At 72.1% G+C, this 24,342-nt stretch carries 18 protein-coding genes; 8 read left to right on the plus strand and 10 right to left on the minus strand.

Annotated features, from left to right (window positions below; translation table 11 throughout):
- Positions 1–41 precede the first annotated feature (41 nt).
- Both OG310_RS18700 and OG310_RS18705 read right to left on the minus strand, forming a co-directional pair.
- Positions 42–1,238 carry an FAD-dependent oxidoreductase gene (locus OG310_RS18700; RefSeq protein WP_443078863.1) on the minus strand — a complete coding sequence of 399 codons (1,197 nt, stop codon included), beginning with the start codon at positions 1,236–1,238 and terminating at the stop codon, positions 42–44.
- A 104-nt stretch (positions 1,239–1,342) separates the two neighbouring features.
- The gene (locus tag OG310_RS18705; RefSeq protein WP_329457021.1) at positions 1,343–2,032 is read right to left on the minus strand and encodes a TetR/AcrR family transcriptional regulator; all 690 of its coding nucleotides are present in this window, start codon (positions 2,030–2,032) and stop codon (positions 1,343–1,345) included.
- 506 nt (positions 2,033–2,538) lie between these two features.
- Here OG310_RS18705 and OG310_RS18710 point away from each other — a divergent pair.
- The gene (locus tag OG310_RS18710) at positions 2,539–3,918 is read left to right on the plus strand and encodes an MFS transporter (RefSeq protein ID WP_443078864.1); all 1,380 of its coding nucleotides are present in this window, start codon (positions 2,539–2,541) and stop codon (positions 3,916–3,918) included.
- A gap of 147 nt (positions 3,919–4,065) precedes the next feature.
- Here the strand turns inward: OG310_RS18710 and OG310_RS18715 are convergent, their stop codons facing one another.
- The gene (locus OG310_RS18715) at positions 4,066–5,739 is read right to left on the minus strand and encodes an esterase-like activity of phytase family protein (protein WP_329457023.1); all 1,674 of its coding nucleotides are present in this window, start codon (positions 5,737–5,739) and stop codon (positions 4,066–4,068) included.
- Positions 5,740–6,318: 579 nt separating this feature from the next.
- Between OG310_RS18715 and OG310_RS18720 the strand changes: the two genes are divergently transcribed.
- Positions 6,319–6,966, plus strand: a complete 648-nt coding sequence (locus OG310_RS18720; protein WP_329457024.1) for a DUF1707 SHOCT-like domain-containing protein — start codon at positions 6,319–6,321, stop codon at positions 6,964–6,966.
- Between the two features lie 268 nt (positions 6,967–7,234).
- Entirely contained in the window at positions 7,235–8,809 is a 1,575-nt protein-coding gene (locus OG310_RS18725) for a cryptochrome/photolyase family protein (RefSeq protein WP_329457025.1), read from the plus strand.
- A 510-nt stretch (positions 8,810–9,319) separates the two neighbouring features.
- Here the strand turns inward: OG310_RS18725 and OG310_RS18730 are convergent.
- From OG310_RS18730 to OG310_RS18750, 5 genes are all read right to left on the minus strand, one after another.
- Positions 9,320–11,218 carry a serine/threonine-protein kinase gene (locus OG310_RS18730; protein ID WP_329457026.1) on the minus strand — a complete coding sequence of 633 codons (1,899 nt, stop codon included), beginning with the start codon at positions 11,216–11,218 and terminating at the stop codon, positions 9,320–9,322.
- 1,064 nt (positions 11,219–12,282) lie between these two features.
- Positions 12,283–12,501: a CarD family transcriptional regulator gene (locus tag OG310_RS18735; RefSeq protein ID WP_329457027.1), complete on the minus strand. Its 219-nt coding sequence runs from the start codon at positions 12,499–12,501 to the stop codon at positions 12,283–12,285.
- A gap of 499 nt (positions 12,502–13,000) precedes the next feature.
- A complete protein-coding gene (locus tag OG310_RS18740; RefSeq protein ID WP_329457028.1) occupies positions 13,001–13,333 on the minus strand; it encodes a hypothetical protein in 333 nt (110 codons plus the stop codon).
- On the minus strand, positions 13,324–14,358 hold the full coding sequence (locus OG310_RS18745; protein WP_329457029.1) for a hypothetical protein: 1,035 nt from the start codon (positions 14,356–14,358) through the stop codon (positions 13,324–13,326). Before OG310_RS18745 ends, OG310_RS18740 begins: the two co-directional genes overlap by 10 nt.
- 17 nt (positions 14,359–14,375) lie before the next feature.
- Positions 14,376–16,733 (minus strand): glycoside hydrolase domain-containing protein, encoded by a 2,358-nt coding sequence (locus OG310_RS18750; protein ID WP_329457030.1) that lies wholly within the window; start codon positions 16,731–16,733, stop codon positions 14,376–14,378.
- Between the two features lie 416 nt (positions 16,734–17,149).
- Here OG310_RS18750 and OG310_RS18755 point away from each other — a divergent pair, with 416 nt between their 5' ends.
- A complete protein-coding gene (locus OG310_RS18755) occupies positions 17,150–17,920 on the plus strand; it encodes an AfsR/SARP family transcriptional regulator (protein WP_329457031.1) in 771 nt (256 codons plus the stop codon).
- A 110-nt stretch (positions 17,921–18,030) separates the two neighbouring features.
- On the opposite strand, the gene OG310_RS18760 is transcribed toward OG310_RS18755, so the two are convergent.
- A complete protein-coding gene (locus tag OG310_RS18760) occupies positions 18,031–18,729 on the minus strand; it encodes a ScbR family autoregulator-binding transcription factor (protein WP_443078688.1) in 699 nt (232 codons plus the stop codon).
- 508 nt (positions 18,730–19,237) lie between these two features.
- Here OG310_RS18760 and OG310_RS18765 point away from each other — a divergent pair.
- The 4 genes from OG310_RS18765 (at position 19,238) to OG310_RS18780 (ending at position 23,103) form a co-directional block, all read left to right on the plus strand.
- Positions 19,238–20,083, plus strand: a complete 846-nt coding sequence (locus OG310_RS18765; RefSeq protein WP_329457032.1) for an HAD family hydrolase — start codon at positions 19,238–19,240, stop codon at positions 20,081–20,083.
- Positions 20,084–20,689: 606 nt separating this feature from the next.
- A complete protein-coding gene (locus OG310_RS18770; RefSeq protein ID WP_329457033.1) occupies positions 20,690–22,015 on the plus strand; it encodes a peptidase in 1,326 nt (441 codons plus the stop codon).
- Between the two features lie 165 nt (positions 22,016–22,180).
- Positions 22,181–22,483 carry a hypothetical protein gene (locus tag OG310_RS18775; protein WP_329457034.1) on the plus strand — a complete coding sequence of 101 codons (303 nt, stop codon included), beginning with the start codon at positions 22,181–22,183 and terminating at the stop codon, positions 22,481–22,483.
- Positions 22,484–22,794: 311 nt separating this feature from the next.
- Positions 22,795–23,103, plus strand: a complete 309-nt coding sequence (locus OG310_RS18780; protein ID WP_329457035.1) for a hypothetical protein — start codon at positions 22,795–22,797, stop codon at positions 23,101–23,103.
- Between the two features lie 440 nt (positions 23,104–23,543).
- Here the strand turns inward: OG310_RS18780 and OG310_RS18785 are convergent, their stop codons facing one another.
- On the minus strand, positions 23,544–24,341 hold the full coding sequence (locus OG310_RS18785; protein ID WP_329457036.1) for a putative T7SS-secreted protein: 798 nt from the start codon (positions 24,339–24,341) through the stop codon (positions 23,544–23,546).
- Between the last annotated feature and the right edge of the window lies 1 nt (position 24,342).

Raw genomic sequence — 24,342 nt, forward strand, 5'->3', positions numbered from 1 at the left:
CGGCCGTCCGGCGGCGCCCCCGTGTTCGCAGAGATGAGCGACTACCCCCGCGGCACCGAACCGGCCCAGATGCCGGCGTCCCACTCCAGAAGCCGGACCAGTTCGCCCTCCCCGGGCCGGGCGGGCGGCGCCCCGTTGCCGGTGTCCCGCGCCGCAGGTGCGCCCCGGCCGGGACCGGGCCGCCGGCCGCCGCCCCGGGAGATCTGCCCGCTGACCGTGATGTTGTGTTCCACGCGCGGGCGGCGGATCGCCTCGTACAGGGCCAGCGCGGTGCCGGTGTCCGGCGCGTCCCGCAGCGCCTTCGCGAGGACGACGGCGTCCTCCAGCGCCATCGAGGCGCCCTGCCCGGTCGCCGGGGAGGCCGCGTGTGCCGCGTCGCCGATGATCAGGGCGCGCCCGGTGCGCCACGGCGTACCGAGCGGCATCTCCGTCGCGTTGGTGACCATGATCCCCTCGCCGGTGGCCGCCACGATGTCCGCGGCGGGGGTGGTGTCCTCGCGCAGCAGCGGTACGAGCAGGTCACGCCACCGTGCGGACGTACCGTCCGCGATCTCGCCGGCCGGCAGTGCCTCTCCGGCGACGCGCGCGAACCAGTACGTCTCCCCGGTGGGCGACACCGTGCAGCCGAAAGCGGCCTTGCTGCCGCGCACCATGGTGATGCTCTCCGCGTCGCCGCCGCCCGGGGCCGCGTCGGTGGTGTAGCCGTAGAAGACCCGCTGTCCCGCGTGCCGGGGCCCCGCGGCGGGGGCGATGTGCCGCCTGACGGTGGAGCCCAGCCCGTCGGCGCCGACGAGCAGGTCGCCGGTCGCGGTGGTGCCGTCGGTGAAGTGCGCGGTGACGGACGCCGGGCCTTCCTCGAAGGACGCGAGCCGGGCGCCGTGGCGCACGGTGATGCCCCGGCGTACCACCTCGGCCTGCAGGGCGGCGTTGAGTTCGCCGCGCCGCAGGCACCGGTAGCGCAGGAGCGGGTCGCCGCTCTCCCCGATCGGTGTGTGCGCCAACTCGGCGCCGGAGCCGTCCAGGACCCGCATCGCGCTCAGGGGATACCCGATCGCGGTGACGGCGGCGGAGGCGTCGATCCCCGCGAGGGCGCGCATGCCGTTGCTCGCGAGGGTGAGGAACGCGCCGATGTCCTCCGCCCCGTCGGGGTACGCCTCGTACACCGTGACGTCGAAGCCGGCCTTGTGCAGGGCCAGTGCCGCCGCCGTGCCGGCGATCCCGCCCCCGATGACGATCATTCGCCCCACGTCCGTACTCCCCCGTTCGCGCGGTGCCCCGGCCGGGCTCCGTGTGTACAGATCTGAACGCCCGTGCCCCGCCCGGCGTTCCGCGGCCCGCGGGCTCAGCCGGCGGCGCGCGGGGGCATCCGCGCGGCGTGCGCGAGCAGCCCGTCGACGAACGCGCCGAGCCCCTCGGGGTAGGTGTCGCGCGCGGCCAGGACGTGCCACCGCTCGCCGATCACGGCGAGGTGCGGCACCTGGGAGGCGTCGAAGCTGTCGCGGTAGACGGGTTGCTCCCGGTCGGCCAGGGGGCGGCCCGAGTGGGCGCGGACGAGGATCTCGCCGACGGTGTAATACCAGATGCTCCGGAAGACGTCGACGGCCTGGTCGGACGTGCAGCCGTGGTCCATGGCGCCGCCCACGACGGCGTCGACCATCCACAGCGCCGACTCGTCCAGGAGGCCGACGAAACCGTCGGTGGTGAGCACCTCCGCCGCCCACGGCCAGGCCGCGAGGGCGTCGTGCATCGCGAGGGCCGCCACGACGACGCGGTCGCGCGGGTCGTCGGGCAGGTGGGGGCGTGCGGTCTGGTTGACGTGGTGGTTGAGCAGCTGGACCAGGAGGTCCTGCTTGTCCCGGATGTGGTGGTAGAGGGTCGTCGCCCCGATGTCGAGCTCGGCGGCCAGCCGACGGATCGTCAGCTTCTCCCAGCCGTCCCGCTCGATGAGCCGCCGGGCCGCCACCAGGATCTCCGCGCGGGAGGTCACGGGCGGCCGGCCGGTACGGCCGTGCGGTGCGGGCGTGCGGGGCATCGCCCCATCATGCCGCCCCGCCGTCGCCCGCCGCGCGGCGGATGCGGGTTCGGCTCCTCGTGTTCACGGCTTCGGGTTTACGGCGCCAGGCTCCGGTGCTACTTTCGGAACACGTTCCTAAAGTCGAGTGACACGGGGGAAGGTCCGCGATGACAGGTGACACGGGGGCAGGAATGACAGGCGGTACGAGCGGGGGACTGCCGGGACCGGAGGTACGGGCGGGGCTCGGGGGACTGCCAGGACCGGAGGTGGGGCCGGGGCCGGAAGTGGGGCCGGGGTCAGAGGTACTGGGACCACAGGTGGGGTCGGGACTGGAGGTGGGGCCGGGGTCAGAGATACGGCCGGGGCCGCAGGTGGGGTCGGGACTGGAGGTTGGGCCAGGGTCAGAGGTACTGCCGGGGCCGGAGGTACGGCCGGGGCCGGAGGCACTGCCGGGACCAGGGGTGGGGCCAGGACCGGGGATACGGCCGGGGCGCACGCTCGCCGTGGTGGCCGTGGTGCAGTTCATGGTGTCGCTGGACCTGTCCGTCGTGAACGTGGGACTCCCGCGGATCGGCGCGGGCCTCGGCTTCGGCCCCGTGGGCCTGACCTGGGTGATCCACGCCTACGCCCTGACCTTCGGCGGGCTGCTCCTGCTGGGGGGCAGGGCCGCCGACCGCTACGGCCGCAAACGGGTGCTGCTGTTCGGACTCGGCCTGTTCGGCCTGGCGTCCCTCCTCGGCGGCCTCGCGCAGGAGCCCGGTCAGCTCGTCGCGGCCCGGGCCGCGCAGGGCATCGGTGCCGCCGCGCTGGCCCCGGCGGCCCTCGCGCTGCTGACCGCGACGTTCCCCTCGGGCCGCGCCCGCGTCCGGGCCTTCGGGGTGTGGAGCGCCACGAACGCCGCCGGAGGCGCACTCGGAGTGGTCGTGGGCGGCCTGCTCACGCAGTACGCCGGCTGGCGCTGGGTGATGTTCGTCAACGTACCGATGGCCGCGTGCGCGCTGCTCCTCGCCCGGCGCGGCGTCGCCCGTACCGAGCCGGCCGGCCGCAGTGGCCGTCCGGACGTGATCGGCGCGGTCCTGGCCACGGCGGGCATGACCCTGCTGGTGTTCGGCGTGGTGCGCACCGGCCAGTACGCGTGGAGCTCGCCCGTCACCCTGACGACACTGGCGCTCGCCGTGGCGCTGCTGGTGGCGTTCGTCCAGGTCGAGCGCGCCACCGGCCGTGAACCGCTCACCCGGCTGGGCCTGTTCGCCAACCGCTCGGTGGTCGGCGCGAACGTGTACAACCTGCTGGTCGGCGCGGCCATGACCCCGTCCTTCTACTTCGTGTCCCTCTACCTCCAAGAGGTCCTCAAGAAGGGCCCCGCGCTGACCGGCGTCATGTTCCTGCCGTTCACCTTCGCGCTGGTGGCGGGCTCCGTCCTCGCGGTGAAGCTCGGCTACCGGCTCCCTCCCCGCACCCTCCTGGTCGCCGGCGGGCTCCTCACCGCGGCCGGGTTCGCGTGGTTCGGACTGATCAGCGCCGACGGCTCGTTCACCACCGACGTCCTCGGCCCCTCGATCATCGCCGGTGTCGGCTTCGGGCTGTGCCTGGGGCCGGTGGTCTCCACCGCGACCGCGGGCGTCGCGCCCCACGAGAGCGGCGCCGCCTCCGGCCTGCTCAACAGCTCACGCCAGATCGGCGCGTCGCTGGGGCTGGCCGCCCTCGGCACCGCGGCCCACCACCGCACCGGCCGGGCCGTCACGCCCGGGGCCCTCGACACCGGATACGCGCTCGGTCTGACCCTCGGCGCCGCGCTGCTGCTCGCGGCCGTCTTGATCGCGCTCACCGTCCTGCGGCGGACCGGGCCGCCGGTCGGCCCCGAGCGGACCGCGGACCACGGCCTGGTGTCCGCCGGCGACTGACCGCACCGCGCGGACCGGCGCCGAGTCCGTACCGCGTGGGCGGGCGTTGGGCGCGACGCGTGGAGCCGACGGCCCGCCTGACGGAGGAGTACGCCGGGCCCGCCCGCTGCGGCGGACGGGCCCGGCGGCACGGCGTGTACGGGCGCGTCAGCGCACGTGGACGGTCACCGTGACGGTCTTGAGGACCGCGGGCAGCTTGGTGGTGTCGACCTTCAGCACCTCACCGCTGTCGGTCCCGCCCGTGGCCGGCATCACCTTCTGGTGGACGGTCCACTTCCCGTCGGGGTCGACCGCGATGGTGTCGATGCCGAAGTCGTCGTCGTTGGACAGGTACAGCGTCTTGCCCGCGTCCGTGGTGGCGACGCCCTCGATCTTGTCGTGCGAGAAGAACGCGCCGCTCGGGTCGAGCTGGCTCACCAGCGAGCCGACGCCCAGGTACGGCTGCTTCTGCGCGACGTTCACCCCGGCACCGGTCAGGGCGGCGAGCGCGGCGTTGGTGCCGTCCGTGCCGACGAGGGCCTCGGGCGACTTGCCGTCGATCTTCAGGCCGCTGACGTCGGTCGCGCCGTTGGTGTCGACCTCGTAGAGCGTCTTGCGGGCGAACGGCTCGAAGCCGCCGTCGCGTTCGTCGACGAGGAACTTCGTTGCGGACAGCGCGGTGATCTCGCTGCTCGCGTCGCCCGTGGCCGCCGGGTCGTCCAGCAGGTACAGGTACTGCTTCGACGCGTACGTGTGCAGGTTGATCGCGACGATCCGGGTGGCCGCCACGTTGGCTGCCTTCGTGCTGCCGAGGTCCGGCTGCTGCAGCGCGGACTGCATGACGCCCACCAGGGTGGAGCCGTCCGGCGTGATCGTCAGGCCTTCCATGCCCTTGTTCTTGACCCGGTCGGCGAGCTCGGCCGGCAGGTAACCGACGATCTTGTGGTGCGCGTTGTCCTGGCTGTTCCTGTACGGGGTCAGCCGGCCCAGCTCGTAGCCGTTCGCGTCGAAGTGCGTGATGTACGGGCCGTACTCGTCCGAGACCCAGAACGTCCCGTCGGGCAGGGCCACCAGGCCCTCCGAGTCGTAGCCGTACGGGTCCTTGGCGACGGGAGCGGGGGTGCCGCCGTGGGCGTTCGTCGCGGCGACGTCGTCGATGACCTCACTCGTGTCGTGCGGCGGCCGGCCGCTGTACGGGGTGCCGCCGAGGCTCTTCGGCCCCTTCATCGTGACCTTCTTGACCAGCTCGGCCTTGCCGTCGACGAGCTTGAACTCCCCTATCTCGGGCGTGAAGTCCGTGACCATCTCGGACTTGTTGCCGTCGGGGGCGTCGGCGTTCGGTCCGCGGTCCGTGAGGCCGAAGAAGTAGCCCTTCTTGCCGGGGACCGGGGCGAGGGACGAGCCGAAGCCCTCACCGGAGATCTCGGTGGTGGTGCCGCCGGGACCGGCGACCTTCCCGAGCGGCGGCAGGGGCGACCCGTTCGCCTGGGTGTCCTTGAACAGCTGCACCGCGTCGGTCGTCGTGTACGTGAAGGTGTCGGTGCCCTTGAAGCCGGACTTCGGTGTGTACGTGAACGAGCCGTCCGCGTTCACCGTCGCGGTGCCGTCGGCCGGGGCGGTGTGCCGCACGACCGCCGTCGCGCCGGAGTCGTTGCGCAGCACGTTGCCGGTCACCTTGCCGTGGCCGGAGAAGGAGTCGGCGGCGGCACGGAAGTCGTGCGAGGGGGCGGACAGCCAGCCGGCGGCCTGGGCCGCGGCCGTGCCCGCGCCCACCACGGCGACGGTGGCGGTGATCGCGACGGCGAGCCGGACGCGCTGACGAGAAAGGGGTCTTGAAGGCATACCCCTGAACCTGTCGGTCCGCGGTGAACTCCGAGCGGACCGCCGGTGAACCGCGTGTTCACAAAGGACCCGGTCTTCGGCCCGGCGGCCGTACCCGGGCCGCGGTGTCCCCCGCACCGCCCACGGGGCGGCCCCACCAGTCGGGCGGGCGGCCACGACCACCCGTCGGCAGGCGGGCCCCACCAGCCGGGCGGGCGGCCACGACCACCCGTCGGCAGGCGGCCACGACACGACCCTCGGCGGGGGCATGCTCCACGGCGACGGCCCGGGAGCCCTCCCCATGTCCTCGGCTGACCCGTGTCCCACGCCAGGCCCCCACCACGTGCGACGTCCATCGGTCGACGTCCAAGGCCAACGTCCATCGCTGACGTCAGTCGTTGACGTCCGGGCGGTGGGCCGGGCGTCGCTGAGCCTGCGCTCAGGGGAGCGGGTGGGGCCGGTGTGTTCGGCCCCGGTCACGCGCGCAGGCCGTGCGACGGCTCGTGCCCGGCGGACAGGGCGGGTCGAGGCCGGCAGGCCGACCGCGCGAACCCCGCCGACCGTGGTGACCGACGTGCGGCCACGACCTACAGTGAAGCCATGTCCGGTGAACTGGTACCCGAGCGCGGTCGGCTGCGCGCCTCCCACGAGGATCGAGACCGGGTCGTGGAGCGGCTGCGCGTCGCCGCCGGAGACGGCAGGCTGACCTCGGACGAGCTCGAAGAACGGCTTGAGGTGGCGCTGACGGCCCGTACGTACCAGGAGCTGGAAGCGGTCGTCGTGGATCTGCCGGTCGCCGGACCCGCCTGGGCGGGTGATCTCGCGGCCGTCTCTCCGAAGGACATGTCGCGGATCGTCGTCGGCAGCGGAAGCGCGCGGCGGGACGGCCCCTGGGTGGTGCCGCAGCGCATGGAGATCGAGTCCAAGAGCGGTTCCGTCGTCCTGGACTTCACGAGCGCCGTCATCGCGCTGCCCACCTTGGACATCGAGGTCTCGGTACACAGCGGCGCGCTCAAACTCGTCGTCCCGCCGGACGTCTTCGTCGACGTCGACGATGTGGCCGTGCACAGCGGCAGTGTGCGCAACACCGTGCGGCTCTCCTCCGCGACCCCCGTCCGGCTGCGGGTCCGCGTGACGGGGAAGGTGCACAGCGGCAGCATCACGGTACGGCCGCCCAAGCCGCCGCGCCGCGGGTTCTGGCAGTGGCTGACGCGGCGTCCCCGTCCGGTGGCGGCCCTCCCCCGCTGACGAGGCCGGTCACCGCCCCCGTGGCGGTCGTACCGCCCCGGGCTCCCGGCGGGGCGAGGCGCATCCGACGGATCGTCGGCGTGCGGGCGCGGGTGGAGGCTGGCAGCATCGGACGAGCGGAGCCCTTGATGGTCACCGCGCGCAAGGGCGGCCACCGCTCCGACAGCCGCAGCGCCCCTTCGACCCGCCCCGCCCCCGCCCCGTAACGGACGCGCCGGCACCCCGGCGCCCCGCCCACGCGTGGGCCGACGCCGTGAGAGGCGGACCCGTGGCGCCACGCCCCCACTGGATCTTCGGGGACCAGCTCGGCCCGCGCTTCGTCGACCCGCGCCACGGCGGACCCGACGCCAAGGCACCAGTGATCATGATCGAGGCGCGTTCGGTCCTGCGCCGGCGCCGCTTCCACCGCGCCAAGGCCCATCTGGTCCTCTCGGCCATGCGGCACCGCGCCGCCGAACTCGGCGACCGGGTCACCTACGTCCGCGCCGACACGTACGCCGAGGGCCTGGCGAAGGTGCGCGGTGCCCGCGGCCGGCTGACGGTCTGCCACCCCACCTCGCGCCGGGCACTGGACTTCGTGCGCGCGCAGGAGGGCGTGGAGATCCTGCCGGCGAAGGGCTTCATGGTGAGCCACGACGACTTCGCCGCATGGGCCGGCCGCGGCAGCGGCGGCGTCGGTGGCACTGGCGCCAGTGGCAACGGCAACGGCAACGGCAACGGACACGGACACGGACACGCTCTGCGGCTGGAGGGCTTCTACCGCTGGGTGCGCGAACGTCACGACCTGCTGATGGACGGCGACGAGCCCGCGGGCGGCCGGTGGAACCTCGACCACGACAACCGCGAACCCCCACCGCGCGGACAGGACACCCTCGACATCCCGGGCCCCTGGCGGCCGCACGAGGACGCCATCGACGACGAGGTCCGCAGCGACCTCGACCGCTGGGAGCGTGACGGCGACATCTCCTTCGTCGGCCGCGACGGCCCCCGACGCTTCCCCGCCACCCGGCGCGAGGCACGCGCCGCGCTGCGCCATTTCGTCGCCCACCGCCTCGCGGACTTCGGCAGCCTGGAGGACGCCATGCTGGCGGCCGACCCCGCGCTGAGCCACAGCCTGCTGTCGGCGCCCCTGAACCTCGGGCTCCTCGACCCCGCCGAATGCGTCGAGCGCGCCGAAGCGGCCTACCGGGCCGGCGACGCGCCCCTCAACAGCGTCGAGGGCTTCGTCCGGCAGATCGCCGGCTGGCGCGAGTACGTCTGGCATCTGTACTGGCACTTCGGCGAGGAATACCGTCACCGCAACGCGCTGCGCCACACCGCCCCGCTGCCCGGCTGGTTCCTCGACCTGGACGCCGACGCCGTCACCGCGAACTGCCTGTCCACCGTGCTCGCGCAGGTGCGGGACACCGGCTGGACCCACCACATCCCCCGGCTGATGGTGCTCGGCAGCCGAGCCCTCCAGGACGGCTGGGACCCGGCCGCCGTCACCGACTGGTTCCACCGCTGCTTCGTCGACGGCTACGACTGGGTGATGCTCCCCAACGTCGTCGGCATGTCCCAGTACGCCGACGGCGGCCTGATGACCACCAAGCCGTACACCTCAGGCGGCGCGTACATCCACCGGATGAGCGACCTGTGCGGCCCCTGCGCCTACCGCCCCACCGACCGCACCGGCGACCACGCCTGCCCCTACACCGCGGGCTACTGGGCCTTCCTGCACCGCCACCGCGACCGACTGTCCGCCAACCACCGCACGGCCCAGGCCGTCAAAGGCCTCGACCGCCTCAAGGACCTGCGGGAACTCCTCGACACCACCGCCCGACGAGGCGACTCGCCACCCTGACAGGCCCGACCGGGCCCGGGGCGCCTTCCCCAGGGAGAGCCCGAGCTTCGCGACGCGGGGGCGCGGGGTGCGGGGCGAGCGGGAAGGTTTCCGGCTCCGGGGCCTGTCCGGCGGTCAGTCCTCGTCGGAGAACGTGTATGTCGCGCGGTGATACGCCTGCGAACAGAGACGGGCGATACGACTGCGAACAGACGGTGGGGGTGAACCTGAGGTCGGTGGACGCCGGGTTGCCCCAGGTCGGTGGACGCCGGGTTGCCCCAGGACAGTGGACACCGGGTTGCCCCAGGGCAGTTGTCTCGCCCCTCGTACCGGGGACCACAGAGCCGTCCGCGTGGTGGCACCCGTGCCGAGTACCTGTGCCCGGCTTCCGGCCCCCGCTGATGACGGCGGCGCGGACCTCGGCGCGGACCCCGCCGGACAGGCCGGCCGCTCGGCCGCGCCGCCCGCCCGCGGTCAGGCGGGGGCATGGAAGGGGCCTGGGCCCGCTCCCGGTGGGCGGGCGCAGGCGGCTCACAGCGCCTTGGCCGCCGAGGCGGCGAGACCGGTCGCGAGGGAACGCAGCTGCGAGTCCGGCCGCGAGGACCCGCCGACCACCACCTCGACCAGCTCGCTGACGGCGTCACCGCCCGTGCCGTCGGTGCGGGCCACCACCTGCACGAGGGCCGTGTGGTCCCCCTCCTCGTTCGGCGGCGCGACGAAGGCGCGGTGGCCGCCGAGCCGGGTGAGGGCGCCGTCGGCCGCGGTCAGCGGATCACCCCTGTCGAAGAAGACCTGCACGTAGGTGTCGCTGGTGGTGCTGCCCCACGAGCAGTCCCAGTTGCCGAAGCCGATGTCCGGGGCGGTGGCGTCGATACCGGGCACCGCCTCCAGCGCCTTCGCGTCGAGCAGTGTGCAGGCGTCGTGGTGAGCCAGCGAGTCGGCCGGCAGCGGCGGGGACCGGCGGACCATCTCCCCGCCGGAGGGCACCGCGTTGACGGCGGAGACGGCGCCGGACGAGGCCAGGTCGGCCATGCGGCACAGCAGCGACGAGGCCGGAGTGCTGTCGTCGGCGGGTTTGGCGGTGACCGTCGCGTGGACGTGGTCCCGTCCGGCCAGCAGCAGTGTGCGGGCGCACTCGCCACCGTCGGGCTGTTCCTTGACGAGGCGCACGCGCCCCTCGGTCGTCGAGGGCCCGGTGATGCCGCTGGTGGATCCGCCGTCCAACTCGACCTCGACGTCGACGGACCCCGCGTCGGTCTGCACGATCGTGTCGCACCGGTTGAAACCGCCGTACGCGGGATCCAGGCTCGGATCGCCGAACGCGACGAGCGCCGCGGGCTTCGTCAGGGCACACGGGTCGACTGTGCGGTGGTCACCGAGCACGGAGGCCGCGGGCCGGCCGGGCGGTGACGCGTCCGTCCGCCCTCCCGAGCCTTCGTCCCCGCCGCGGCCGAGGACCCAGACCCCGGCGCCCGCGAGGACCACGACCGTCGCGGCCAGGGCTGCCACCGGGCCCAGGTGGCGGCGGAGGAACGGCACACCGGGCAGGACGGGTTCGGGAAGCGTGTCGGCCACGCGGGCCGGGAGGGTCGGCACGTCGTCCTCCGGCCCGGCGAGCGCGGCGAGCGCTTCCCGGGCGGCGGCCGTCGTGGGCCTGCGGCCCGGATCGGGCGCGAGCATGGCCTCCAGCGTCTTGCGCAGGGGGCCGGTCGCCTCGTCCACCTCCACGGCGGCGGGCGCCGCCCGCCGCGTCGCGAAGGGGGGACCCGGCTCGGTGCTCGCGTCCGCCCCCGTGCCTTCCGCGCGGCCGGGCGGCTGTCCCGTGCACAGCGCGTGGAGGGTGGCGCCGAGGGAGAAGACGTCCGAGGCCGGTTCCGGCCGGCCCCCGAGCACCTCGGGGGCGGCGTAGCCAGGGGTGTAGCTGACCCCGATGTTCGGCGTGATCGTCTCCTGGCCGCCCACGCGGTGGGCGGCGCCGAAGTCGGCCAGCTTGACGGTGCCGTCCCGGGTGATGAGGAGGTTGCCCGGTTTGACGTCGCCGTGCACTATCCCCTCGCCGTGCAGCGCGTGGAGCGCGTCGGCGACCTGGGCGCCGATCCGCGCCGCGGCCCGGGGCGGCATGACCGGTCTGCTGTCCAGGCTGCCGCCGGCCACGTACTCCATCACCAGCCAGGACGTGGGGCGCCACCGGCTCCCCGCCCGCACCGCGTCGTACAGCGTGACCACGTGCGGGTGGCTGAAGCGCGCCAGGGCGCGCGCCTCCGCACGCAGCCAGTCGAAGCCGGCTGCGCCCTCGTCGCCCGGGACGCGCTTGAGGACGACGTCCCGGTGAAGCTCCTCGTCGTGGGCGAACCAGACCTCGCCGCTCCCGCCGCGTACCGGCCCCCTGACCAGTCGGTAGCGCCGGCCGACCCGCGTTCCCAGGCGCACGGCGCCTCCCTGTCCCCTTGCTCTGCTCCGCCGCGGTCGTGACCCGGCCCGACGGCACGCACACGCAAACTCAAGCGCAAAGGGAGGGCCGCGCGCAGGGCTTCCCGGGCGCGAGGCGGCCGCTCGGCCCTGGTTTCACACGCTCTTCACGCCCGGCCGCCGTTCCTGGGCCGTACGGGGCCGTACGGGGCCGTACAGGTCCGTACAGGGCGGTACGGACCGTGCGGGGAGCGGGTGGACCCCGGCCCGGTGGACCGCGTCCGGGGATCGCGAGGGCCCTGCCGCGCCGCGGCCGAGGCGGGTACGGGTGGCGGGGCGGGTACGTTCGGCCCGGCCGCCCCGGCCGGGCAGAGGCACCGCGGGGTGTCGGCGGGCGGGCGAGGGCACGGTCCGGCCGCGGGGGCCTCGGAGGCGACGCCGTGGCCGGGCGCGGTGCAAATCCGGGCAGGGGTGAACGCGAACGTCAGCTGTAGGACGAGCTGCGGCAGCGCGGTGCCGCACCGCCGTCGCGTCCCTCGCCCTCGCCGTGTCCCTGCTCGGGCTCGGGTGAAGCGCCTTGCGGGCCACCACCGTCAAGCGGTCACGGCTCCGGACGCCCCGCCGGGCGTCAGTCTGGCCCGGGCCCCGGTAAGCGGGTCATGCAGGGTCCGGCCACGGGCAGGGCCCGGCGCACGATCCCCTGAACGACGGTGAACGGGCCGCATGAGACGGGAGCTCAGACGGCCGTACGCCGCACCGCGGCACCGGGGACGGCCCCCGGTCAGCCGTCGCCGCTACCGCCACGTGGGGCGGTCGAAACCGTCACGTGGGGCAGTTGAAGTGATTTTGGTCACGCCGCGCGTATGCCCGAGGCAGATCCCTGCGCGTCCTCGGACACGAAGGTCTCGTCCTCCTCGAAGTCCGGGGCCTGGAACGGGTTGGTCGTCGGAGGGGGCAATACGGCCGCGGAGCTGCGGGTTTGCGCCTCCGGAGCGGAGAACAGCGAGGTCGAATCGATGAGAGGTCCACCTTTCGTTACAGGCCCCCGAGGGGGCCTGGCGCGCCGTGACCGGGCACGGCGGGTCCTACAGCTTGGTCATCTTGGCGTACGGGCTCAGGATCCGCATTTGCGCGGAACCGAAATCCACGAGCGCCGCGACTCCCTCGATGCCGACCACACGGCCGAGGCCGTACATGTCGTGTGTGACCTGGTCACCCACGGCGAAGTGCTTGGGATCCGGGGCTACGGGGGCTTTGAAGGGGCTGGTGGGCAGAAAGCGCTTCGGTGCAGCAGGCTTTGTCATTGTCCCTAGTGTGCGCCTGCGAGCGCCCCGTTCGCTGCCGCGGGCCGGGTTCACTGTCCGGCAACGGACCCGGACGGCGACCACCGCCCCGTCGGAGAGGCGGGAGAAGGTCGGCGCTGACCTCGATCCCGGGCAGTCCGGACAAGGGGGAAGGTTTGATCGCGAGGGTGCGCGTTCCACTGCTGTGACCTCCGCCACACCGGGACGCCCTTGAGACCCGATCGGGTGCCACGCCCATGGACCACCGGTGGTGCGCGCCGGACAGTCCCCGGGCGGGCCGGTCGCGGCCGGCAGGGCGGGCCCGTTCCCCTGCAGCGGGGCTCGGCCGTGGACGAGCACCGTAGCCGTAGCCGTAGCCGTAGCCGTAGCCGTAGCCGTAGCCGATCCGGCCGTCCCGCGTCCCGGTCCTCCGGCCGGCCCGTACGCGTCAACGCTCACGGAGCGCGGCCGACGGGCCCGTCCGGCGCGCGGTGATGCGTCGTCTCCCCGACGGGCCGGGCTAGGCGGAGACCCAGCGTCCGATCCGGATGACGATCTCCACGGCGCCCGTGAGGAGCATCAGCACCAGGCAGCACCCGAGGCCGATCAGTCCGGCCTCCAGCCAGTAGATCGGATCCCAGTCCATGCAGGCGAAGGCCGGCGAGCAGCCGACGTCCTCCGGGCTGACCGCCGGCCCCTTCGTGAGGACCCCGATGACGACGCAGAGCACGGAGACGACGGCCGCGGCGGACAGCAGGTACCACCGCAGCCGCCGCTGTCCCCACCACGACAGGATCCATCCGGCGGCGGTCACCGCCGGCAGGATCCACGCGTAGCCGCTGATCAGTCCCACGTCGAATCGCTCCGCGACATCGAGTTCCGGCCGGTCTGCCGCTGGGTGACGTGCTTGCCCATGTCGATCAACCCTACCGAGGGGTGTTTGATCGTCGGCAGATCACCCGTCAGCTTCCGCGTCCTCACCTCCAGGCCCAGGTCGAGCCGGTCGCCGGACGTGAGCTTCACCGCCGTGCTCCAGCGGGTTTCGAACAGCGACGAGGTCCGCGTATGCGAGAGGAGCCGTACGCCCGCGTCGTGCACCTTGTGGTTGAGCCGGGCGGTGGTGATGCTGACGTCGCTGACCACCTGCGGATCCAGTGCCACGGAGAAGGACACGGCCGCGGGTGCCGGGCCCGGTCCGACACTGTGGACCGTGAGCCGCGCCGGGTAGTAGTACCACCGCTTGCCGTTCGCCCACTCGTAGCGGCTCCACACGCCGCTGACCTCAAGTCCCCACGGCGTGGCGACACCGCCGAACGTGCCCGGCCGGCGGGGCTGGAGGCTTCGCCGGCCGCCCGGCTTCGCGTTCTTGCGGCCCACGGCCGCGGTCGCGTCCGCGGGACCGACGACGAGGTCGCGCGGATAGAGCACGGGGTACGCGGTTCCCACGACGACCACCGGATCACTGCCCGCGGCGACCGCTTCGGCCAAGGTGACCGTGCAGGTCGCGAGCGTCGTCCTGGGGTCGGTGGTGACCGTGCTCGTCGTGCGCAGCAGGCGGCCGCCCGCGGTGGCCGCCGCCGCGGGCAGCGGGGAGTACAGCCGAGGATCGTAGGTGAGGGCCACCTCGGTCCCGGCCGGAAGATCCGCGCCCGCGTGCTGAACCTGTACGGCCAACTGTCTGGGGAAGGCGGCCGGTTGGACGCCGACGCCCGGAAGGACCGCGACCGGGCTCGCGCCGACCGGAACCAGCACCACATCGGGGGGCGTGGCATCGGCCCATGCCGGGCTGCCCAGGCCGGCGACGGTGACGGCACCGACGCCCAGCGTCAGTCCTCCGAGGACCAGGACCTGCCGGCGGGTGACCTTCGGGTCGTTCATGTCGAATCCTCGATTCCTCAGGAGCAGTACTGGACGATGGCGTCCCGGAACGCCGCCGCCACACCGGCGACCGCGTCGGTCGACATGAACTCGGGGGAAGGGCAGGTCACCGATCCGAAATCCTTGAACCAGAAGGCCGCTCGAATGGCGGCCGCCTCGACGGAGCCGCCGATCAGCGCATTCACGGCAGCCGATCCCAACGTGGCGGTCGACGACCCGAACCGGAGCGAGTAGAACGCCCTGCGCCGAGCGAGGGACGCGGCCGGCGAGGCGTAGTCCGCCTTGAAACCCGTCGAGAGCGGCTGGCCGGAGTTCTGCCGCGCCGTGTTGCCCAGAACCCACGCGTCGATATCGGCGAGGAAGTCGCTGAGCGACAGGAACGTGTCGTCGCCCTTGTCGGCGATCTTGCCGGCGGCGAAGTCGTACGACTGGTCGTCCGACAGCCCGCTCTGGTGGAACTGCCCCAGTACGCTGACGAGATCGCCGCCCCAGGTCCCGAAGTCCGCCAGGTTGGCCGAGGTGAGGTCACCGTCGAGACCCGTGGTGATGACGGCGCCGCACGACGCGCCGAAGTGATCGACGTCGCTGTCCCACAGCAGGTCGGGATCGCGCAGCGGGCTCGCGAACGGCTCGTCGGGATAGGCGTTCACGAAGTCCACGAAGCCCTGGTCGAGCGAGCCGAAGACCGTGTCGGAGCCCGTGAACGTGAAGGTCCCGTTGCGTGCCCGGAGGTACTGCGCGACCAGTTCGGGTGCGGACCGGTCGGTGTGCCCCTGATCGATCCACTGGCCGGCCCTGGCCTCGATCCAGATCAGGTACGTGTAGAAGCCGTCATTGGCGTCGCGCGGCCGGGTCACGCTGTTGAGGCCCAGATCGCGGCCGGAGGCGATGTCGTTGTCGATCTCCACCGAGCCGCTGGTGCCGGAGGCCAGCGTGAAGTCCTTGATCTGGTCGAAGGCCCAGTTGTCCGGGAGCGGGTAGCCGAGATTGCCGCTGTACCCGGTCGACATGCCGCTGACGAAGCTCCGGGTCGTCAGACCCTCGTTCTCCAGGCGGATGCAGGTGTTGCGGCACCCGTACACACCGATCGCGTACTGACTGCCGAACGCGCTGATCCCGTCACTGACGCCCTGGAAGTGCGGAATGATCGCGCTGGTGATGTCCGCGTCGGTCGCGTCGAAGTCGACCGAGAAATAGATGACCGTGCCGTACGGGATGCCGAATCCCATCGCGGCTTCGGCCGCGTCGTTCCCGGCTTCGACGCCCTGTTCGTAGCTGAAGTAGCTGAGTGCGTTCCCCTCATCCTGATAGATCGGGAAGAGGGACAGGCCGTTGTCGAAAATGAGGGCGATCTCGGAATTGGTCAGAATCTTGTTCGTGCCGCCGATGAGATAGCGGCCGGCTATCGAATACCCGTTGTTCTTCACCGTCTTGATCGTCGTCGCGTTCAGCGGATACATGCAGTCGAACGCGGTGCCCTCGCGGTCCGGGTCCCCGGTCGAGACGAGAAGCGACATCCACGTCTCATAATCGGCGGCGCCGGAGGCGGGCAGCGAGCAGAACTGCTGGAAGCGGGTCACCGTGTAGACGAGATCTGAGGTGAACGACCCGCCGTTGTCGCCCCAGTGGGCGTCGTAGTTGTTGAACGCCACCGCGCACTGGAACAACCGGACCCAGCCGGCGGACCCCGAGTCCTGCGAGCCGCTGGAGACGTACGCGACCGTCCGCAGCGCGCCCTCGGTGGTCGGCCCGAGCGAGCCCGTCACCTGGCTGTCCGTCAGGCCCATCTGGTACTGGATGCCCAGGACAAGGGCCTGCTGGACGTTGCGGGAGAAGTGCCCGTCGCACGGCCCGATGAAGAACTGGCCCTTTTGGTAGTACGCGTCGTTGAGCCACCGCTGGCAGGTCTGGATCATGCTGGAGCCGCCGGCCGTGAGCACGTACGCGTCCATGGTCAGCAGGGCTTTGAAGACCTTCGGTTCCACGTCGTAGATCTGCAGGTCCGGCTGCTGAGGACCCGGCAGGCCCATGTCCGCCACCATCGCGGTCAGGCCGCTGCCGGTGGCCACGTTGAAGCCGCCGTCGATGTCGCCGCCGCTGTAGCCCTTGCAGTAGAGGGCCGCCTCGGCGATGGTCCGCATGTTCACGTTGGCGGAACTCCGCCCGACCGGGCCGTACGCCTTCAGGTCCGCCCAGGTCGTCGGCCCGAAGCTGTCGGACAGCGCGGTGATGCCGAGTTCGTGCTGGAGGGCCCGGGTGAGGCAGTAGATCGTCTCCCAGCCGGTCATTCCGTCCTCGGTGCACCGGTTGTACCCGGAGACGCCTGAGTAGGTTGCATTGACCCATTGCTGGGCCTTGAGAACCATCTGATCCATAGGGTGGTCCTTCTCGATGCCGATGACCCGATACGTGGGAACATGGCAGGCCGCTCCATCACGGCCCCATCACCGGTCCACCACCACCCCATCACCGGATCATCGCGGGTCCACCGAACGGCAGTTCCAGGGCGCGGGGGCGGCGCGGCGGCACCTTCGTCGCCGCGAGCGGTGCGGTCGGTTCCGGCCGGGTACCCCGTCGTCCTCCGCGTGCGCCCCCAACTCAACGAATCATCCACTACGCCGGAATTGACGCACTTTGCCGGACGGGCCCGGGCGTCGGACGGTTCCTATGAGTCCCGCTGAAGCGCGACAGCCGGATCCCGCAGCGCTTTATACTCGCGAACGCGCGGCCGCCTGCTCATATCGGCGACGTGCGCACCATCCTGATCCCGCCCCCGCCGAAAGGATGGCCGATGCCCGACTTCGGGATTCTCGGACAGCCGTACGCCGAGCCTCTCCAGCCCGGCATCGGCGTGAATCGCCGACGCGAGTGGGTCATTCTTTCCGCCCTGATGACGCGACCGAACGCATTCATGTCCACGAATACGCTCGTCGACGCGATGTGGGATACCGAGCCACCGCGGACGGCACGCGAGCAGGTGATGAACTGCCTCGGTTCCATTCGGCGGGCGATCGCGGCGTCCGGCGCCGCCGACGTGCGTCTCGACCGGGTCCGGGACGGCCACGTGTTCGGCATCGACGCCGAACGGATCGACCATGTCGTCTTCTCCCGGCTCTGCGCCGAGGCGGAGTCGGCGAAGGCGCTCGGCCGGGTCGAGTCCAGTCTCGGCCGGTACGAGCGCGCCCTGGCGCTGTGGCGCGGGGGCGTGTACGACGGGCTCGACGTGCCGAGTTTCGCCTCGCACGCCGCGGCGCTGGAGGAGCAGCGGGCGAGCGCGGCCGAGCAGTACTTCGCCCTGTCGATCGCGGCCGGTCGCGGTGGCCGTGTGATCCCGCACCTTCTGCGACACGTCGGCGAGTATCCGCTCCGGGAACGTGGTGTCGCGCTGTTGATGACGGCGCTGCACGGCGAAGGCCGGTCCCATGACGCCCAAGCGGCGTACGCGCGCCTCGCACATCGGCTCCGGGAGGGACTGGCGGTCGGGCCGGGCAGCGAGGTCCGCCGGACCCTGGACGCGATCCTCAACGGCACCGTTCCGGCCCCCCAGCCCGCCGCCGGCTGACCCCGCATCCACCCCTCATCCTTGGGCCGCGGGGGGCGCAGGTCGCGGGGTCGCAGGCCGCGCCGACTCCTTTTCACCGGCCGTCCGGGCGGCGAGAACGCGGGGGCCGGTCACGGCTCCATGGCAGGGACCGGCGCTGTCCGACCCGTGCACCACCGGTCTGCGCCGTCGTCCGCCGGCTGGTCCGGCGGACCGGGCTGGTCCGGCTGGTCCGGCAGGCCGGGCTGGAGCGAGGGCAGTGTCAGGTGCCACCAGTCCGTGAGCCGGTCGGAGACGGTGGCCGCGCCCTCCAGTGCCTCGGTCACGGCACAGAAGCCGAAGAACGTACGGACCAGCGTGCGGGCGGTGGGCGCGGGGCGAAGGTGGCGCGCGAGGTGACCGGTGGTCCGCGCCTGGGCGAGGAGCCGTGTCGCGGCGGCGGTCCACAGGGCGAAGGGGTCCGGAATCGCGGCGTTGATGGTGTCGCGTTCGGCCCACAGCCGTGCGCCGGCGCGCGTGACGGTGTCCCCGGCGAGGGCGTGGGCGACGTCGTAGCTCAGGGCGACGAGGCGCTGCAGAGGCGGTACGGCCTCGTCCGCGTACCGCGCGGCGAGGGTCGGCCAGGTGGCGAACCGGTCCTTCACGACGGCCAGCGCGATGCCCTCCTTGCTGGCGTAGTGGAAGTAGACGGAGCCGCTGGTCCGGCCCGACCGGGTGCTTATGTCGTTGACGCTGGTGCCTGCGTACCCGTGTTCGGCGAAGAGGGAGGCCGCCGCTTCCAGGAGAGTTCTGCGGGTTGCCCTGGCCCGTTCCTGCAACGTCCCGTCCACCTTTGCTCAATCTGACCGACGACGAAGAATGTAGTGCGCCCGCGCACGCCGGGAGCAATTGGGGACCTCGCTTGAGCGAAATTCCGTATTTCTTTCGAGAGTGACCGCCGACGAGTGGTAATGGTGTCGGTCCGCCACTTTTTCGATGACTGCCCGGAGCGGCGGAGCCCCGGCGTCCGGTCGCGGGGTGCCCGGCGAATATGCCTCAACTGGCCGTCTTCCTGGCCGTCTTGGGCGCCGCGTGGACCCCGCTGACGCTCTGGTGCGTTATGTCCCCATACACCCCGGCCATCCCTTCGGTCGATAGCCCTGAGCGGTCATTGTGTGACTTTCCGTCATGGCAATAACGTAACCGCCACGATGTTTCCGTTTGGTGCGGATAGTCGCGAATCGGCATTAACGTCACGCCGTCATCCGGTGGACCTTCCGTCGCGTATCCGGGCTCGGAACATCGCCACACCGAGACCCCGTCACGCCGCGCGTGACCGTCTGCCCGGAGGAGACCACTGTGACCATTCCGCGCCTCTCTCTGTTCGACTGGTCCCCTGGAGCAGTCGTCTTCGACTGCGACGGCACTTTGATGGACAGTGAACGCCACTGGCAGGAAGCACGGCACCGGGCCTTCCGGGACTTCGGACTGAAGGCGCCGCCGGGATTCGCCGAGCAGGCCGCAGGCGTCCACTACGCCGACTGCGGACGGATGATGGCGGACTCGGTGCAGAAGCCGGAACTCGCCGCCGACCTGGCCGACTCGCTCCTGGAACACTTCCTGTCACTCGTCAGCGACGACCCGGTGACGATGCCCGGCGCCGTCGAGCTCGTCCGGACCCTCTCCGGCCGGCTGCCGTTGGCCGTCGCGAGCAACTGCCCGCTGAGAGTGGTAGATGAGTGCCTGGAGCGCGCGGGGCTGCGACAACACCTCCAGCACATCGTCGTACCGAGCGAGGAGCCCAAGCGGTCGGCGCCGGCAGCCAGTCCTGCACCTGCGGTGCGGCCCCAACCGGACACGCCGGACGGCACCGTGGAGCCGGGGGCGCTGCCCCGGACGGGAAGGCGGGACGACGGCGAGGCGTCGGCGGTGCGGCCCAAACCGTGGCCCGACGTCTACGTCACGGCGGCCCTGCTGTGCGGCGTCCAGCCTTCGCAGGCGCTCGCGGTCGAGGACTCCCTGACCGGCGTGGAGTCGGCTCACCGCGCCGGCCTGCGGATCCTTGGGGTCGGCCCCCGACCGGCCGGCGACGCCGACGAACGAGTGGACCTGTGGCTGCCCTCGCTGCGGGACCCCGAACTCCTCGCCTGGGCGCGGGCGCAGGCCCCTGATGCGCACCAGGGCCGTGCACGTCCCGCACATTGAGGCGTGCGGGAGCACCGCCCGGCAGCCGCGCCCGTCGGGAGGACGACCCGAGGGCGGGCGGTGCCACCGCTCGGCGACGATCCAGCGGACGGACCGGGAGGACGAGCGCATCGCCGGGCCTGTGCACTTCCCCACGCACCCGGCGCCATGGGTCGAACCGGCGCCGGGCGCCTGCTGTTTCGACGGCAGCCGGTCGTCTGGAGCCGCCTGGATTGCGAGGGCGGCCGGTCGCCTGGAGCGGCCTGGATTTCGACGGTGGCCAACCGCCTGGAGCCGCCTGGAGTGGAGCCCCGACCGGAGCCACTGCAAGCAAACGTGACCGGGCATCGCGATGGCGCATCCGGGGAGTGCGCGGGCGGCCGCAGGGTTCCTCCGGGACATGACATGTATCACTGAAGCGGTCCGTACGGGGAAGGCAACTGTCCGCTTAAGAGGTAATTGCCTGCCATGCGCAGCCGATGTGCAGCAGGCACCACCTTTCACACACACTTCCAACGCAGATCTTTCCGGTCATACGATCACCGGCACGCCGCCCTGCGTGGGTCCTGCCGCAGCGGTCGGTTCGGCTTTTTCTGACCGCGTCAGCCTGACCCGCGAAGGACTCTGTTGAAGATTCGCCGCATCCTTGCGACGGCCGTTGCCGCCGCCGTCACCACGCCCGTCATCCTGCTGTCCGCCACACCGGCGCTCGCCGCCGCCGACCCGTCCGCCGCCTCGCGGGCGCAGCAGCAGAGCGAGCAGGGCAAACCCTCCATCGAGGAACTCGAAAAGGCCGCCGCGAAGGCGCAGCAGGCCTACGACGACGCCGTAGCCGCGGACAAGGCCGCGCGGACCGTCCTCGACGCGGCCCTCTCCGACGACGCGCCCCTCACCGTCGCGGCGAAGAACGCCAGGGACGAGGCCGCGACGGCCGCCACCGCCAAGGAGAACGCCGACACGGCGCTCGCCGACGCGGAGGCCGCGCTCGCCGCACTGCCCGGCACCGCCAGTGCCGAGGAGAAGGCGGCCGCAGAGACGGCTGTCGCCGACGCGAAGGCGGCAGCCTCGGCCGCCCAGGACGCCAAGACCGCCGCCGACGAGAAGGCCGCGACCGCGATTCGCGTGTCCGACGACGCTCGCGTCGCAGCCGCCAGGGCGTACTTCCAGGTCCAGAACGCCAAGGACGAGGCCCTCAAAGGCAAGGAGGCCGCCGACAAGGCGCTCGCCGACGCCAGGGACGACACGGATCCGGACGGGCCCGGGTGCGTCTTCGAGAACAAGCTCACCACCGTCGCCATCGGGCTGCCGTCCACGATCGAGGCGGCCTCCACGACGGACTTCTCGCTCCGCGTGACCAACGGGACGGACAGGACACTCGACACGGTCACCCCGCACGTCCGCTTCCACGCCACGGACAAGAGCGGTCACCACGTCACCGACGATGCCTTCCACCTGCAGTGGTCGACTGCCGCGTCCCCGGCCTGGAGGAACGTGGCAGCGGACGGTGGCACCGGCTCCATCAGTGCGCTGAAGGCCGGTGCGCACGCCGACATGAAGCTCCGACTGAAGGTCGACGCCGACGCCCCGGCCGGTAACGGCGTCGCCTTCGTCGCGGGCAGCTACGTCAACGACGACACGTCCTGCGGCGGCAACCTCTCCACCGACCACGCCTTCGATCTCCTCGCCGCGCCCAAGGACTCCGGCAGCCGCCCGGGCGGTGCCGACGGAACCACACCGGGCAAGAGCGCGCCGCCGACCACGCACAACAGCCCGCAGGGCGGCGCGTCCACCACCCCCATCGACTCGGCCGGCCCCGCCATCACCGGAACGCTCGCCAGTACGGGCGCCTCCCCGGCCCTCCCGCGCCTCGCCGCGCTGTCCGGCGCGGCGCTCGTCCTCGGCGCGGGCGCCGTCGTCATGACCCGCCGCCGCAAGGCCGGCTCCGCGTCCTGACGAGCCGCGGACGGGCACGCGCCCCGCGTGTGCCACAGCTGGGAAAGGGCGCCGCCTGGCTCGGGGGCCCTTTCCGACACTGCGCGACCCGAATGCGCAACCGCTCGGAGTGACTCTCGCCCCTTTCAGCCCACCGTTCGTAGACATCCCCAGGTGGATCGGCCCATGACCTCCCTCGACACACCGGACGAGACGGGACAGAGGGCGCCGCTCGCGGTCCGGTTCGGTGGGGCGTCCCTGGTGCGCCGGCTCTGCTGCCCGTTCTGGATACTGGTCTCCTTCGTCACGCTGCCCCTGGCCCTCGTGGGCCTCGTGCGGGCCTACGTCGAGCACCGGGCATCGAGGTCGGGCCGGGCGAGCGGACCACGGGCCGCCGTGGGCGCCGTGCTGTCCCTGCTGGGCGCGACGGCGGCGATCGCCTACATGGTCTTTCTGGCGAGGCATCCGGAGCTTCCCGTCCAGGGGTAAGAGAGCCGGCCGAGACGCGAGGGCACGACGGCGCGGTCCTGCGGGCGCGAAGGCCAGGGAGAAGCGCATCGCCGCAGCCCTGAACCGGCCCTGTGAACAGGGGAGTCGGCGCCACAGCCTTCCTTCGGGAGGAGGGCAGGCACCACGGATCCCACCGCAACCGGGCCGCCGCTTGCGAGGTAAGGGCCTGGCGAGGAAGATCCCCGCATGCCGGCTGCCGCCCCCGACGGGGACTCACCTCACGTGCACGACCACGCCGCTCGACGACGTACCGCCCGGAACCCGATACCGGCGCGCGAGGCGATGTCGGCATGATCACGGGGTACGTGGCGATCCTGCCGGCGGCGACGCTGGTGTGCTGGATCCTGTCGTGGTGGAAATCGCGGTGGCTGCGGTGGGGCGTACTGGGCGGCGCGGCCGTCGCCTCCGTGCTCTGCTACTTCATCTCGTTCCAGGCACCGGGCGGCGTGGTCGACCCGGCCCACGGCTGCCCGATGCTCGCCGCATGCGGGTCCTGGGACGGGGTCTACTGGCTTGAGACAGGGGTGTTCACCTTTGTCCTGGTCATCATCCTGTGGATCGTGACCCTCGTGGTCAACGCCTGGCGCGGCACCGAATAGCGCCCACGTCCGGCGTGTGGTCGGACGGCCTCTGCGCTGGATCGCCGCGCACCTCGATTCGTAGGGGCAGGGGCAGGGGCAGGGGCAGGACCGCAGGGCACCGCTGACCTTCGCGACCAAGGGCGACACCGAGGTCCGGCTCTCGCAGGTGGAGGCGGTCCTCACGCGCGGCGCCCGGGAAGACCCTGGCCGCGGAGCGGTCAACTTCATTGATTACAGGGGGCGATGGGCGAACGAGTGGCCCGCCCCCACCGCGGACGAGCTGTACCGCCGGCTGCGCGGCTCGACGTCCTGCCCATCCTTCGGCGCGGCCGATCCGGCCGAGCTCGCGGCGCCCCACGTCCGATGGCGCGCGCAGGACTGTCATCCGAGCCGGCCAACCAGTGGCCGGAGGTCGCTGTCTGTCCGGCGCTGCGAAAGTGCGGTCAGGCACGGAACCCTCAGGGGCCCCGCTGCCCCCGCTGCTGACCACTGGCGCGCAGGATGTTCGACATTCCGGCGCCGGCGAGCCCCGCCCCACTCGCGATGGCTCCTGCGGAGGCGACGTTTGCAGGGACGCCGACGAGCGCGCCGATGCCGGTGGCGTCGAGCATGGTCCCGCCGACTTCGCCGCCGGCGCCGAGGGCCATGAGGCCGATGCCGCCGGCGGTCTCTGCGAGTGATCCGGGATTGTTGATCGCGGCGTTGCCGATGGAAGCGAGGTCGGTCGCGACGGTTTCGCCGACGTCTTTGGCGACATGTCCGGCGCCCGAGAGGAAGTCGCCCGCGTCGTGGGCCATGCGGGACCAGAGACTGGGCTTCGGCGGCGCGAGATCGCGAGCCCTGCCGACAGCGACTGCCGCGGTATGGCCTGCGGAGTCCAGTTGGCTTCGGGCGCTGTCCAGGGTGTCCTGGGCGGCCTGGTGATGTGCCTTGCCGGCGTTCGACAGGATGATTGCGTCGCCGGCCTGGCTCTGAGCCCAGGTGAGCGTGGAGATGTAGGAGCCCAGCGCGTTCGCGGCATCGTGGAAGGCGTCCCCTGCGCGCAGCCACTTGCCGGGCTGGCCGTGATAGACCTCGCGGAAGGCGTCGGCTGCTTCACCGCGCCAGCCTTCACTGGTGTCGATGCGCCGCAGTCCCTGGCCGGCGAGGTGGAGCATGTCGCCGTACGCCTTCAGCGCCTCCTGGGTGCTGCCGATGGTGGTTGGGTTGCCAGGTATGAGGGCGTCGGCATCTTCGGTGTCTCCGAGCTCCGTCACG

The organism is Streptomyces sp. NBC_01497 (assembly GCF_036250695.1).
Classification (GTDB): domain Bacteria; phylum Actinomycetota; class Actinomycetes; order Streptomycetales; family Streptomycetaceae; genus Streptomyces.

Coding starts and splice junctions, on each gene's coding strand:
- OG310_RS18700 (WP_443078863.1), bottom strand. CDS start 1,238: ATGATCGTCATCGGGGGCGGGATCGCCGGCACGGCGGCGGCACTGGCC.
- OG310_RS18705 (WP_329457021.1), bottom strand. CDS start 2,032: ATGCCCCGCACGCCCGCACCGCACGGCCGTACCGGCCGGCCGCCCGTG.
- OG310_RS18710 (WP_443078864.1), top strand. CDS start 2,539: ATGGTGTCGCTGGACCTGTCCGTCGTGAACGTGGGACTCCCGCGGATC.
- OG310_RS18715 (WP_329457023.1), bottom strand. CDS start 5,739: ATGCCTTCAAGACCCCTTTCTCGTCAGCGCGTCCGGCTCGCCGTCGCG.
- OG310_RS18720 (WP_329457024.1), top strand. CDS start 6,319: ATGTCCGGTGAACTGGTACCCGAGCGCGGTCGGCTGCGCGCCTCCCAC.
- OG310_RS18735 (WP_329457027.1), bottom strand. CDS start 12,501: ATGACAAAGCCTGCTGCACCGAAGCGCTTTCTGCCCACCAGCCCCTTC.
- OG310_RS18745 (WP_329457029.1), bottom strand. CDS start 14,358: ATGAACGACCCGAAGGTCACCCGCCGGCAGGTCCTGGTCCTCGGAGGA.
- OG310_RS18750 (WP_329457030.1), bottom strand. CDS start 16,733: ATGGATCAGATGGTTCTCAAGGCCCAGCAATGGGTCAATGCAACCTAC.
- OG310_RS18755 (WP_329457031.1), top strand. CDS start 17,150: ATGCCCGACTTCGGGATTCTCGGACAGCCGTACGCCGAGCCTCTCCAG.
- OG310_RS18775 (WP_329457034.1), top strand. CDS start 22,181: ATGACCTCCCTCGACACACCGGACGAGACGGGACAGAGGGCGCCGCTC.
- OG310_RS18780 (WP_329457035.1), top strand. CDS start 22,795: ATGATCACGGGGTACGTGGCGATCCTGCCGGCGGCGACGCTGGTGTGC.